This window comes from Streptomyces sp. NPDC079020 (assembly GCF_044542225.1).
Lineage (GTDB): Bacteria > Actinomycetota > Actinomycetes > Streptomycetales > Streptomycetaceae > Streptomyces.
The window spans coordinates 1-13,103 of the sequence record NZ_JBITUB010000013.1 but is presented as its reverse complement, the minus strand read 5'-3'; the positions used below and the strand labels follow the sequence as shown (position 1 = coordinate 13,103).

General features: G+C 68.4%; 12 protein-coding genes. 7 read left to right on the top strand and 5 right to left on the bottom strand.

Going from position 1 to position 13,103, the window contains the following annotated elements; genetic code table 11:
• Positions 1–167: 167 nt before the first annotated feature.
• Entirely contained in the window at positions 168–1,028 is an 861-nt protein-coding gene (locus ACIGJO_RS25540; RefSeq protein ID WP_399961759.1) for a hypothetical protein, read from the bottom strand.
• Positions 1,029–1,627: 599 nt separating this feature from the next.
• Here ACIGJO_RS25540 and ACIGJO_RS25535 point away from each other — a divergent pair.
• The gene (locus tag ACIGJO_RS25535; RefSeq protein ID WP_390332605.1) at positions 1,628–2,920 is read left to right on the top strand and encodes a hypothetical protein; all 1,293 of its coding nucleotides are present in this window, start codon (positions 1,628–1,630) and stop codon (positions 2,918–2,920) included.
• Here the strand turns inward: ACIGJO_RS25535 and ACIGJO_RS25530 are convergent.
• From ACIGJO_RS25530 to ACIGJO_RS25515, 4 genes are all read right to left on the bottom strand, one after another.
• Positions 2,850–3,695 carry a PE-PGRS family protein gene (locus ACIGJO_RS25530; protein ID WP_390332607.1) on the bottom strand — a complete coding sequence of 282 codons (846 nt, stop codon included), beginning with the start codon at positions 3,693–3,695 and terminating at the stop codon, positions 2,850–2,852. The genes ACIGJO_RS25535 and ACIGJO_RS25530 overlap by 71 nt on opposite strands.
• Positions 3,696–3,885: 190 nt before the next feature.
• Positions 3,886–5,409 carry a LacI family DNA-binding transcriptional regulator gene (locus ACIGJO_RS25525; RefSeq protein WP_399961756.1) on the bottom strand — a complete coding sequence of 508 codons (1,524 nt, stop codon included), beginning with the start codon at positions 5,407–5,409 and terminating at the stop codon, positions 3,886–3,888.
• Positions 5,410–5,439: 30 nt separating this feature from the next.
• The gene (locus ACIGJO_RS25520) at positions 5,440–5,790 is read right to left on the bottom strand and encodes a helix-turn-helix domain-containing protein (protein ID WP_007450342.1); all 351 of its coding nucleotides are present in this window, start codon (positions 5,788–5,790) and stop codon (positions 5,440–5,442) included.
• A gap of 197 nt (positions 5,791–5,987) precedes the next feature.
• A complete protein-coding gene (locus tag ACIGJO_RS25515; protein WP_032791520.1) occupies positions 5,988–6,239 on the bottom strand; it encodes a helix-turn-helix domain-containing protein in 252 nt (83 codons plus the stop codon).
• A 623-nt stretch (positions 6,240–6,862) separates the two neighbouring features.
• On the opposite strand from ACIGJO_RS25515, the gene ACIGJO_RS25510 reads away from it, so the two are divergent.
• The 6 genes from ACIGJO_RS25510 to ACIGJO_RS25485 all read left to right on the top strand — a co-directional run bounded on the left by ACIGJO_RS25510 (position 6,863) and on the right by ACIGJO_RS25485 (position 12,959).
• A complete protein-coding gene (locus ACIGJO_RS25510) occupies positions 6,863–7,780 on the top strand; it encodes a hypothetical protein (RefSeq protein ID WP_147958778.1) in 918 nt (305 codons plus the stop codon).
• The gene (locus ACIGJO_RS25505) at positions 7,777–8,475 is read left to right on the top strand and encodes an ATP-binding protein (RefSeq protein ID WP_327379880.1); all 699 of its coding nucleotides are present in this window, start codon (positions 7,777–7,779) and stop codon (positions 8,473–8,475) included. Before ACIGJO_RS25510 ends, ACIGJO_RS25505 begins: the two co-directional genes overlap by 4 nt.
• A 95-nt stretch (positions 8,476–8,570) precedes the next feature.
• A complete protein-coding gene (locus ACIGJO_RS25500) occupies positions 8,571–9,866 on the top strand; it encodes a hypothetical protein (RefSeq protein WP_399961753.1) in 1,296 nt (431 codons plus the stop codon).
• A gap of 341 nt (positions 9,867–10,207) precedes the next feature.
• Positions 10,208–10,696 carry a mobilization protein gene (locus ACIGJO_RS25495; protein ID WP_358369609.1) on the top strand — a complete coding sequence of 163 codons (489 nt, stop codon included), beginning with the start codon at positions 10,208–10,210 and terminating at the stop codon, positions 10,694–10,696.
• Positions 10,693–12,432: a relaxase/mobilization nuclease domain-containing protein gene (locus ACIGJO_RS25490; protein ID WP_266922510.1), complete on the top strand. Its 1,740-nt coding sequence runs from the start codon at positions 10,693–10,695 to the stop codon at positions 12,430–12,432. The genes ACIGJO_RS25495 and ACIGJO_RS25490 overlap by 4 nt, the downstream gene beginning before the upstream one ends.
• A 107-nt stretch (positions 12,433–12,539) precedes the next feature.
• Complete coding sequence (locus ACIGJO_RS25485; protein ID WP_266922509.1) at positions 12,540–12,959, top strand: hypothetical protein; 420 nt, start codon at positions 12,540–12,542, stop codon at positions 12,957–12,959.
• The last annotated feature ends 144 nt before the right edge of the window (positions 12,960–13,103 follow it).

Here is a 13,103-nt window from a genome sequence, read left to right as displayed (position 1 = left end):
CTGATCCACTTAGTGGATCAGGCCCCTGAGTGGTTTCTGGGGGCGTCTTGGGAGCCGTTTGGGAGCCGATCTCAGGATCCGGCTCCCAGGGAGCCGCCATTGAGCCTGCCGAGCAGAACCTCGACGCGACACTTACGGGACGGACGCCCGGCAGAGCCTCCCCGCGGTCAAGCAGCGGACTCCACCCCTGGGGCGGAATCCTCCGGCGGGTCGAGGAGTCTGAAAGCGCAGTCTCCTGGACGCCGCCCCAAGCGCTGGACCATGAGAGCGCCGAGGAGCGCTGTCCCCGGGCCACACAGCGGTCCCGCATCCGTGCCGACATAGAACAAGCCGTTCTCGTCCGGCTCCCGGCCCTCGTGCTCGGTGCCGGCGGCCAGCGCGAGGCAGAAGCCGAGGAGATCGACGCGCAGGCCGACGGCCAGGTCACCTCGAAGGAACACCAGCGGGTGTGCCAGCCCTTCACTGTCGTAGCCGGCGGAGACGACGGCACCCAGCCCGTCGGGTAGCGGGTACATCTCCTCAGGGATGTCCTCCACTACGCCCTTCATGTCGACGGCAGCAAGCTTCAGGAGCTCCGTGAGGACCTCTTCGTCGCTCCGCCACCCGTCCTTCGGCGCCCAGTTTCCATCCTTGTAGAGATGGAGGACATCGACCGTCGCGTCCGGCGGGTCTCCCAGCACCAAGTCCGCCAACACGTCGCTCGGCTCCTTCACCACTACACCTTGGCCTTCTCGCTGCGGCCAGAGGACCAGGTGAGGGAAGGGACGGTGAATGTATCGAGCGAGAAGCGACCGGATGGCAACCGACAGTTCTTGCTCGCTGAGGCCGGGGCGCACCAGCACGCAGATCCGGTCTGGAAGGACGGCCAATGCAGCCTGCATGCCGTGCTGCCCGAGGTCGATCTCGACTGCCTGTGTGTTCATCGCATCCAGCAGTACCGGCAGTTCCAATGCCCAGGCGTCATGCGGTCGGATCCTGCCCTCCCCATGGGTTCCCTCGGGTGCGACTTGCACTGCTTGCTTCTGCATAAGGTTCCCTTCCTTCGTTTGAACCGGGTCACCCAGTCTTGGTCCGGTTCATAGCGAGGAAGGCGTAAAGTCGTGAAACGCCTTGTCGTGCGCATCGCGCCTGCCGCGCTCACAAGCGCCAGGTCGCATTCAGGCGAATTGATCCCACAGGAACCCCTCGTAGGGAACCTGAGCGAGTTTCTTGATACAAGTTGTGCTGACGCGAGCACACACGGTACGACCGTGCCATGCACCGTTGGTCGCCACTCAATGATCGCCAGCTGGTCCTGCTCACCCGCATTGGGGAGGGGACGGAACCTGTTACCTCAGACAGCCCGGAACTTGCCGCCACCGCTCACGCCCTCAAGGGGCGGGGCTTGATCATCATGCCGAAGCAGGGCGGGAGGTGGCAGGCGGACATCACCAACGACGGACGTTTCTACTTGGAGCACGGGCACCACCCGGACCGGCCGGAGCGGACTCCACGCAGGCAGCGTTCGGCGGCCCCCAAGCTGACACCACAGGCTGGCCCTCCCAGCCGACAGACAGCGCCCTCGTCTGCGGCTGCGAAGCCCTCGCGTCCCTCACCGCCCTCGATTGGCGCGGCCCTGATCACCCAAGTGCAGGAGGCCGGCCGCTTCCTCCGTATCCCGAACCCGAGCGACGGGGAGCGGGCCCGCTACCGGCGAGCATTCGATGCTGCGCGGCAATGCGCCCCCGAGGGGTACCACCTCAAGCACACGGGGCGGGAGAGGGGTGATTTCGTTCTCGGCCTGCTCAGGGTGACCGGCGAGGACGACACCGAGTGGAATCGGATTCGCCTGGCTCGTAGCCGCGTGATCACCGACGTTGAGGACGTGGTCGCGGCGGTCACCGCAGACCACAGTGCCTTTGAGATCTCCGAGGAGGTCCTCCCCCGGGTGATCGCACTGCTCCGTCTCCTCACCGAGCAGGCCCTCGTTCGCCATGGCGAGATCGCGGTGTCCAAGAAGCGCAGGCAGGCGCGCCCCCTGCTGACGGTCCACGGCAGGACGTACGAGGTCAGCTTCCGCGAGCGGCAGAAGCAGGTCAGGTACGTGCCCAAGCAACCGGGCCGGCGTACGTACGACTGGCAGCGGGTTGCTCCGGCGAACCGGTCCGAGCCGTCCGGCGAGCTGGAACTGCATCTCAGCCAGCACTCGGGCTACAGCTACGGATCCGGATGGAAGAAGGACTGGGCCGACACCGCCAAGAAGTCGCTGGAGGACCAAATCGGTTCGGTCTTCCGCGCGCTCAAGGCACACGCCGAAGAGGAGGAGCGGGCTCGGTTGGAGCGCGAGGCTCAGCAGCGGCGGCTGCGGGAGGAGCGGGAAGCTGAGCAACTGCGACTGCGTGAGGAGCGGGAGCGGGAGGAGAGAGAGCGCCGCCTACAGGAAGCGGAGGAGATGCAGCGCAGGCAGCAGGAGTGGGAGGCCGCTGTCAGCGTCGCGACGATCAAGGCCGTGGACGCGGTGCGGGTCGAGCGCTTCAGTACGGCTTTGGAGCACTGGCGGACTGCGGGGGAGATCAGAGATTTCTGCTCAGCGCTGGACAAGGCCGCTGCCACGTCGAGCGACGACCTCGACGCCGAAAGGCTGCGGGAGTGGTCGGCGTGGGGGAAGGCCGAGGCCGAGCGGCTCGACCCCACTGTGCGCGGCAGGGGACTTACCGGCCACGGCTTCCATGCGCAGCCGACGGGCGACCAACTGCGGCCGTTTCTCGACGGCTGGCACCCGCAGCGTCCCGAGAGAGTGGAATTGGTGAAGGAGAAGCCACAGGTGGAAGTCGCGTCACCCAAGCCGGAGCCAGACCGGCGGCACGACTTCAGCGACGAACGTCTGGATCAAGGCTGGAGATATGGACGCCCAGCTCGCGCTCAATGGTGGAGGCGATGAAGCCGTGTCCGCGGTCACGTAGGGTCGTCACGGCTCGCTCGACCAGTTGCCCGAGGCGGATGACCTCCGCCCGCAGGGCGACCAGTTCGTCATAGCGCTCAGACTTGTCCTCGCCGCACCAGGCCCGCACGGTCCTCAGGACGGTCGCTTCGGCGTCCAGCTTGCGGTCATCGCGACGGCTGTAGGAGGAGTACCAAGAACCCTGGGCGCGTTCCTGCTCAAGGCTCTGCTGTTTGCGGTCCACCTCCGGCAGGATCGTGTCGGCGAGACGTTCGGCCACATGGCGGGCGAGACGTTCAGTGACTGGCCAACCTGCAAGGCAGTGGCCGTCGCGGTTCTCGTGGACCGCAGGATCGTCCCGCAGTTTCGCGGGGTCCATACCGACGAGCGGTGCGGTTTCATCCAGTCGGCCCATGTCCAGGATGCCGGCGTCCTGGACGCCTCGCCGCAGGCGCAGTTTGCTCTTCGGTCTGACGAACCCGAGGATCAGCCGCGCGGCCTCGAACTCCGTGCTGCCCCTCACGTGTCGCGACGCCTCGGCCAACGCCAACTCCGCCGCGTCGTCCGCGTGGAACTCTTCGGCCTCCGCCCACGGAACCACGAGGCACGTGGGGTTGACCCATTCCTGTAGCCCGGCGGCGTCACCGTCAAGGAACCGCACGTGGACCCCGCCCGTCCTGCCGGGGCCGCCGACACGAACAATCTCTACCTGGTGAACCGCGCTGCCCAGGTCCTTCGGCCTCACGCGGTACGCCCAGTGCTCACCCATTTCCATGCGCCTATTGAGCCAGGTCTGCTGGCACCAGCGCCCGCCGATTCACCAAAACCACCAGGCGGAATCGAGCAAGCGCCCCAGGTTCCGTCGGCGTGGTCAGGATCGGTGGGTAGTCCCATCCCTTCGAGCGACGACGAAGCGCTCGTACGCCTGCACCCCCGTGGGGCACAGGCGTAACTCGCTACTGGTGTTACTCCAGGCCGCGTGCTTGCCTGCGTACGTGCAGAAGGTCGCGGAGCACGCGCACCGATGATGTGGGACACATGGCCAGCCGCAAGTCGAGAGCTGCCTCCCACTGCTCTGTCATCCCGGCCATCAGCCGCTTGCGCATGCCCGGGGTGACGTGGGCATAGCGCGCCGATACGGAGCCGTCGATGTGGCCCATGCGCTGGTCCATGAGGACCTTCTCGGTACCGAGGTCTTCCATCATCGTTCGATGCGTGTGGCGCAGGCCGTGGGGGGTGAGGCCCTTCGCGATCGGGAGCCAGCAGGCGTCGGCCCGGTTGCCGGCGCCGCGTCCCCGTACGGGGACGCCCGGCCACGGCTCGCCGAGCAGAGGCACGGGGCGCGCCTCCTGCGGGGCCTTCTTCGGGTACCAGCCTGACACCGCCGGGGTGAACAGCCAGGTCCCGAAGCCGTTTCTGCGCCAGTGCGCCGCATGTTCCGCCACAACTCCGCCACGCACGAACCCGAGGTCGCTGACGGCCCTCTCCACCCGCATTCGGGTGGCCTCGGCGACGCGATCAGGGTGGTTGAGGACGTTGGACACCGTCCCAGTGGAGACCTCGGCCCGGCGTGCGACGTCGACAAGTTTCGCGCCCTGGTGCCCTCCGGTACGAGCCGCGCCCTGGCCACGGAAGACGTAGGTCATGCCGTGGCAGGGGCAGGGCGTCGGCTTCGTGCGGGCGACGTGGTTGGCGACCAGGGCGGACAGCCAGTCCATCGAGTCGAGGGTGCGATAGCTGTCATCCTTGGGCGGGCAGCGCACCATCTCACCCGAGTCGAGCTCGTAGAGCTGCCACTCGACACGGACGGATCCGGCGCGAACGAACTCGGTCTCCAGGCCGACGACTTCGCCCCAGCGCATGCCGGTGTATCCCTTGAGCACCACGGCGACGAACTCGTCGTCGCGGCCGGACAGCAGGGCTGCCCGTTCGGCGGTGAGCAGGACGCCGAGCGGATCGGTGACGACCTTCTCCGGGCCTCTGTCACGAGAGCGGCCCGCGCGCTTGCCCCGCCCGCGTCGCCTGGTCGCCGGGTTCGACGTGATCAGACCTTCGTCGATCGCGTCCTCGAAGATCAGGTGGAACGTGGAGCGCCAGGTCTTCACGCTGGAGGCCGCGTACAGGGCCCTTTCCTTCTTCTCCCACCGGTCGACGTCCGAGCGCAAGATGCCGGCGAGCGCATGGTCCTCGAAGTCGGGGAGGAGGTGCTCCTCGATGTGGCGCTTGTAGTTCTGCATGGTCGAGGCTGCCAGATCCTGGGCCTCGTACCAGCGACTCGCGTACTCGCCGAACGTCTCCTGCCCCAGGGCGGGGTCGCGCCAGTCGCCGCGTCGGTACTTGTTCTCGGCCTCGCTCGCCGAGCGTTGGGCCTCGCCCTTGGTGGCGAACTTGATCGTCTTGCCTTGCTCGTCGACGACCGTGAGGTGCTTGCCGGGAGCGGTCTTGTAGCGGGCACGCCAGTAGTTTCCGCGCTTCTCCGCGAAACCCAAGTGCGTTTCCTTCCTCTTCGGTGCGGTGTTCTACGCGGCGGTGTCGAATGCGGCTCGGTCGGATCGGCGCGGCGGCCTGGCGCGCAGGCGGCCGGAGGGTGCACCCGGCTCGGGTGCGCTGGAGCGTCGGGCAGGGGCCGCAGGCGGGGCGTCGGGGGACGGTGGCCGCGCAGCGACGGTCGGTCGCTCCTCGTGGAGGCGGATGATCTCGGCGAGATGGGCGGCGGTGAAACGGTAGGCACGACCCACTCGGGCGAAGGGGATCTGGCGACGGCGGGCGCGGTCCTTGACCCACCAGGCAGAGCAGCCGAGCACGGCGGCGACCTCGTCGGGGCGGTAGAGGCGGGCCGGTGCGACCTCGGCGCCTGTTTGCTCAGCCACGTGAGATCGCCTCCTTCGTGGTCCTGCGGCGGAAGGGCGACAAGGCAGGGGGAATGGCCTCTTGGCGCAAGGGGGTTCCTTCTCTGGCGCGGCGGTGTGACCCGTGACGCGCTGGTTGATCGCTTGGTACGGGCGAGGTGATGTGAGCGGACGCTGCCGGGTGTTGGCCCACCCCGGACGGCGCTGCGAGTGCTTCGCTAACTCGTCTCGGCGAGCAGCGTGAGCGGCGAGACGTCGAGGGCGGCTGCGATGGCGACGAGGTCGTCGACGTCGCAGCGGCGCTGCCGGCATTCGATGCGGGACAGCATCGTGATGGTCATGGGGCGGCCGAGCGCAGTCACTCGTTCGGCCAGCTGGCGCTGAGCGAATCCGCGCGCTGCGCGGGAACGGGTTATGGCTTGGGCGGTCAGCACGCCGGCCGGACCAATTCCCAGGGGGATTTCAGGCATGCGTCTGTTGTAGCTCCGCATTGCCGGTTTGGGTAACCGGCGATCTGCTGCTATGTTCCACGTCTTTTTTGTCAGATCTGGTCCCCCGCATCCGCGAGCGACGCAATATAGACCGGAATTCGGCGCTGCCCAAATCCCTGTGCTCGTCCGGAAGGAGCGCCGCCTTCGACTGCCCTGGCGTGGGTTGTTGCATCACGCGGTCATGTCAGACCGATCGCTGATGCAGGCAGACAGCGATTCACCAGTCGCCCCATTTGTGCCGCTTCTAGGTCAACCGCTAATTCGGGTCTACCGTTATAGGGAAGCCGCGCACGACGCGTTCGCCGAGAGCTGTTTGCTTTCTCGGCGGAATGCTGGACTTGTGCGGGGAGGGTGTGGCTGTCTTGGCCATGCAGCCGGAACACCTGGCGACTCCGGGCACATGAAAACCCCCGGCGGGCCAACGCCGGGGGTCAGGGAGCCCCTACCGATATCGCCCGTACCTGAACGATCAAGACGGTGGCGGTCACAACGCCACCGGGTGAGGAACCGTCTATGCCCCAACAAGCTACAGCCCTCGCGGCCGTAGTCGCATCCTCGTCGCCGAAGTCGCCCGCTCTGCCCACGAAGGCGGGGCGATAGTCATGGCGCGGATACGCACGATCAAGCCGGAAGCCTTCATCTCCGAGTCGCTCGCTGCGGTGAGCGTCCACGCCGAGCGGACCTTCTTCGGCCTCCTCACCCAGGCAGACGACCACGGCCGTTTCCGGGACCAGGCTGCTGTCATCGCCGGCGCCCTGTGGTCCCTCCGCCCCGAACACGGCCCTCTGGAGGTCGAGGACGACCTCACACAGCTCGACGGCGCCGGTCTGGTCTGCCGGTACGAGGGTGACGACGGCAAGCGCTACCTGCACATCGTCACCTGGGCTCGTCACCAGAAGATCAACCGGCCGAGCGGCAGCCGCTGCCCGGCCTGCCCGCGCCATCAGGGAAGCCGATCTACCGAGCCGGCCTCGCCTGTTCACGGTGTCCTCCGTGAACAGGACGCGAGCCCTCACCGTGGAGGACCTGAGGGGTCCGGTGAATGCAGCGAACCATCCGTGAACCGGGAAGTTGCAGGTCAGGGCATTTTCAGTGAGCCCTCACCACAACGCCGGGAGATGGCGGTGAGGAATCAGGGTCCGGATCTAGGACCTAGGATCCTGGATCTAGGATCACCTCCGGTGGGGAGCGCAAGCGCCCCCGCGCCACCCGCCATCTCGGGCGCGATCTCGGCCAGGGACCTGGTCGGCGAGTACGTCGCATCCTGCGAGCACCGGCCGCCCAGCGACGTACTGGGTCGCCTCGGCAAGGTGGCCGGCAAACTGCTCGGCGAGGGCATCTCGGCCGAGCACATCCGCGCCGGGATGAGCCGCATGCGGGCCAAGGGCCTGTCCGCGAACCTGCTGCCGAGCCTGGTCAACGAGGCCATGAACGCTCCTCAAGCAGCTGCTGCCCCGCACCGCGCGTGGACCAACCCGGCGTCCTCTGACGTCGAGGCGGCCTACGGAGGCCAGCTGTGACCACAGCCACCACCAGCCGGGAGCCGCAGCGCATCAGCTCCCTGGCAGCCCGCCTCGACACGATCCTCGCCGACCGGGGCATCGACGCGACCGCCGCACCCGCCGAGGCGCCTTCCGAGCGGGTGACCGCACTGGAACTGGCCGAGGCACGCATCCCACCTCGCTACCGCGACGCCCTCGCTGGTCACGAGCAGGTTGCCGCCTGGGTTGACGAAGTGGCCCTCGCCGCACGGCCCGGCCCGAGCGGCACCCGGGGCATCGCGCTCGGACCGTCCCTGCTGATCGCCGGCCCCACCGGCACCGGCAAGACGCACCAGGCGTACGGCGCGGTGCGGTCGCTGCTGACCGCCGGTGTGCGCCTGCGGTGGGAAGCCGCCACTACAGCCGACCTGTACGCCCGCCTGCGCCCACGCGCCGGCCACGACGCCGAGCGAGACCTCGCCACTCTCAGCACCTGCCCGCTGTTGATCCTGGACGACCTCGGCGCGGCCAAGCAGTCGGAGTGGACCGAGGAGATCACGTACCGGCTGATCAACCGCCGCTACACCGACCTGCTCCCCACGCTCCTCACGACCAATCTGCCGACCGCCGCGCTGCGCGATGCCGTCGGCGACCGCGTCGCCTCCCGTCTCGCCGAGATGACCACCACCGTCGTCCTCACCGGCGCAGACCGCAGGCGCCGGCCCCGCGCCTGACCGCACGGCGTCGACCACCTCACCCCTTCCTCACTCCGCTCGCCCGCGTCCACGCCTGCCCAAACGGCGCGGCGGGCCACTTTGGAGACCCCTGCATGACGCAACTCGCCCTGCCCGCACTCGGACACTGGACCTCAACGTCTCTCACGCTTACCGCCCTCCTGGGCACTTCCACGATGCTGCTGGTCGGCTTCCTGATCTGCCGACGCACTACCCGGAACCGCAGCAAGCACCAGCCCGGAACGCCTGCGGTCAGGGTCGCCGCACTGGCTGCGGTCGGCTGTACCGCCTACAGCGCCGACACCAGCTGGCGGTTCGCCGCCGACTACCTGGACATGAGCGGTACCACCGAGCGCATCGCGATGTTCGCCGCGGCCGAACTCGCCCTCTTCGCCACGGCGCTGCTCGCCCGGCAGAATCTGCACGGGCCCAAGCAGGCACCCGGCCTGCCCGGAACCCTGACCTGGGTGATCACCGCCGTGCAGGTGATCCCCGCGTACGCCGAGTCAGGCGTGGTCGGCGGCACAGTGCGAGCCTTCGTCGGCCCCATCATGGCCGCCCTGCTCTGGCATCAGGCCATGGGCATCGAACTGCGCATCCGCACACCCGAGGGCGCTTCCCACAGCGTGCTCGCCCGGGTCGGGCGCGAAGCACGTGAGCGCCTTCTCTCCCGCCTCGGTATCGCCGCACGCGATCGTGATGCCGCCCAGATCACCCGCGACCGGGCCACCCGCAAGGCCGTCGCCCTGGCCTCTCATCTCGCGGAGCGAACTCAGAAGCAGCGCGCCGGCTGGCGAGGTCGGCGCACTTCACGACGACTTTCACAGGCCATCGCCCAAGCCGCAGTGGGCATCGACCAGCACCAACGCGAAGTGCTGCTGCAGCAGCTTGCCGTCCGCCGTCACGCGGCAGCGCTGGCCACCATCGAACTCGCATCGCCTTGGACTGCTTCCCCCTTGGATGGGGGCACGACGCATCGCGGCGAGACAACGGCGCTCCGGCGCAGCCAGCCGAGTGCCGACTACCCCATGCAGGGCGAGGAGGCCACGGAGCACCCCGCCTCCGGCCTTCGCTCCGAGCTCCTGCCTCCTCGATCCGTGCAGGACCGGCTTCCCCTGCACGATTCGGCCCCCACTCGCGAGACCGCCGAGCCGGCCCCCGAGGTCGAGGTCCCCGCCGCGCAACGCTACGGACGTCCTCCCGGCGCCGAAATGGAGGAACTGCTGGCGATCGGCCGCAGGGCCGTCGCTACGCACGGAACAGCCACTCGCGCCGTGCTGCGGAACGCCATTCGCGCGGCCGAGCTCACCATCTCCGAAGACCGGCTCACCGAACTCAAGGCCCTACTCGCCGCAGAGCAGGACGCCAAGAGCGGCATCCCGACGGGCTGACCGGATATCCGGTCAGCCCCCGGATGCCCGCACGGGGACCTGTGGACCAGCCACTCTGTCTGATCCACGGCACCGCCTCATTCGGCCGCTATGCCAGGCACGCACGGCCCTCCCCCGCGCTTTCCCACTCGAACCAGCGGGAGGCGGGGCTGCTGCCCGTTCGTCGGCCTGGTGCGCTCTCCCCATCCCCATACCAGGAGCTGATCTCCATACAGGATTCGTACCCCAACAGCCCCGTGCACCAAAACGCGACCCACGCCACGCCAACCCGAAGCGGAGCAAGTTGGAGGTTCGGACACTCCCCCGCAGGGGGAGCGTCCGAACCCGGCCCCGCCCCAGGGGTGGCGGGGTCCGACCAGCGCCAGGGGGCGCCGGACGGAAAGGCTGCGACCGAGGGCGGATCGCAGCCAACAACGGCCGTCCGCAAGCGCCGCCCCAAGGGAAAATCGCGACCGCGCGACAAGAAGCAGCGTCCCGCCCAGAGCGTCCGACTCAACGAACGCGAACACACAGTCATCCAGGCCGGCGCCGACGCCGTCGGCATGAGCGTCGCCGGCTTCCTCGCCCACTCCGCCTTGGCCGCCGCCCGCGACCAGACCCGCACCGCCGCAACCATCGCCGCCGAGCAGGACATCCTCACCGAGCTCTTCGCCACCGGACGCAAGCTTGGCTGGGCCGGCAGCAACCTCAACCAGATGACCAAGGCCCTCAACTCCGGCGGCGATATCGCCCGCATTGAGGAAACCCTCGCCGCCGTCCGCCACGCGGCCACCGCGACCAGGGCGGCCGTCGAGCGGATCAACAACCGGCAGAAAGACGAGACCGCTTGATCCCCCGTATCCACAAGCAAGGCAGCAGCACCCGCGGGCTGCTCAACTACCTCTACGGCAAGGGCACCCGCGAGGAGCACGTCGACCCGCACCTGGTCGCTTCCTTCGACTCCATGGCACCCGACCCCGGCCGCGACCCCTCCGCGACGAAGGAGGATCTCCAGCTGCTTCTCGACCAGCCACTGCACCTGCTCGACGAAGGCCAGCGACCCGACCAGCACGTGTGGCACTGCTCCGTACGCGCAGCAGGCACCGACCCCATTCTCAGCGACGAGGAGTGGGGCGACATCGCCCGGCGCATCGTGGCCGCCACCGGCATCGACCCCGGCGGCGTAGACGACGCCGGGTGCCGGTGGGCCGCCGTCCGTCACGCCGACGACCACATCCACATCATCGCCACCCTCGTACGCGAGGACGGCCACCGCCCCAACCACCACCGCTCCGGCCAACGCGCACAGGCCGCTGCCCGCCTCATCGAAGCCGACTACGACCTGCACCGTGTCGCCCCCGGCGACGGCACTGCGGCCAAGCGCCCCACCAGCGCCGAGCGCCACAAGGCCGAACGGCAAGGGCAAGAGCGCACGGCGAGGGAGAAGCTACGCGAGACCGTACGCACTGCCTCGGCCGGCGCTGCCTCCACGGATGAGTTCTTCGACCGTCTGGCCGCCGACGGTCTGCTGATCCGCAAGCGCATCGCACCGTCGGGCGACCTGCTCGGCTACAAGGTCGCGCTGCCTGACGACCGCAACAAGGACGACGAGCCGGTCTTCTACGCCGGCTCCACACTCGCCCCCGACCTGTCCCTGCCTCGCATACGCGAACGCTGGGCCCTTCACGCGGAGGCGGACACCGAGGGCGAGCGTGAGCCGGTGCAGCCCGCTCTGCCACCGGTGACCCATCCCGCGTTCGCTCGGCGCCGGGCTGCTGCTGCCACCTGGCAGGCTCTGCTGATCATTGATCACGGTGACGACGGCATGGCAGCAGCGCAGATCGCTGCGGCGGGAGAAGTCCTGGACGCACTCGCCAAGACCTCTGCCGTCCACACCCGTGCTGAACTCCGGCAGGCGGCCTTCGCGTTCGAGCGGGCCAGCCGCTCCCACATCCGTGCCGTACGCGGGCATGACCACGCCCTGCGACAGGCCGCCCACGATCTCGTCCACAGCGGCCCCGCCCTCGGCCGCGGCGAAGACGGAGCCACCACGGCGATGGTCATCGACATGGCCGTCTTCCTCGCGATCACTGCGGCCAACTGGCACGCCAGGAAGCACCACGGCCAGCAAGCCGCTGCGGCCCGGCAAGCCGCCGAGCACCTGCGCGCCGCCTACCAGGCCGCCGCAGCCCACCCCATCGCCGCCCTCCGCCAGCGTGGCCAGCGTCTGACGCCGCAGATCCGGCAGCGGCACGCCGATCTCCTGCACCACGTGCTGCCGGAGCTCGCGGATCGAATCGAGGCCGAGCCCGGCTGGCCGGCCCTGTCCGCCACGCTCGCCGACGCCCGGCAGGCAGGCCAAGACCCGGCCGCACTGCTCGCCGAAGCCACCCACCGTCGCGAGCTCGACACCGCCGACTCCATCAGCGACGTCCTCGTCTGGCGCCTGCGCCGAAGCGCCCATCTGCCTGCCGCGCCCGAAAGCCCTCCGGCGACGACCGCCCGAGACAGCCGACGCGCCTCGCCGTCAAACCCCGCCACACCACCGGCGGCCAGGGCAGCGAACCACTCCAGCCGTCGGCCCTGACCCGGAAAAGCGGGCGCAACATAGCCGACGATCGTCGGTTAGCCAAACCGGTGATTCTCCAGACCATTGATGGGCCCCAAGCGATCCATGAGGAGCACGACACCCGTATGGCCAATCCCGACTTCAATCCCTGGATTTTCGCCCTTCTCTGCGACTCGGACTTCCAGCCCCGAAAAGACACCGGCACGTGGTCCCACCGCGACGGTCGCCCTTTCAGCGAGGAGGAACAGGCCCTTGCCGACAGCGCAACCCGCGCCGAAGTCGAAGAGCTGAGTGCGCAGCACACGCAGTACATGAAATACGTGCATGAGATATGCGACGCCCCTGACGTCACACAGCGCTTCCTTGCCCCGTTCATGGAGCAGCTCACCGAGAAGAAGCTCGGAAACGCAGTCGCGCTCATGAGCGAGACCGAAATGGCGGAGTTCAATCGCCTGCTCGCCCTCGCGGACGAACCGATACGCCCGTTCACCCCTTACGCCTTCTCACACCGGGAGCGTCACTCACCGGCCAGAGCAAGAAGCTGACCCGGCAGAGCCTCACCCACCCGGTAATCGCAGTCAAGGAAGGTCACATAGAGCTCGTAACACGATCATGAGCGGGACTTCTTGAGGCGTCTCCAGCAGATGAGGCTGCAGGCGAGGGAGACGAAGGCGTCGTGGAGTTCGGTG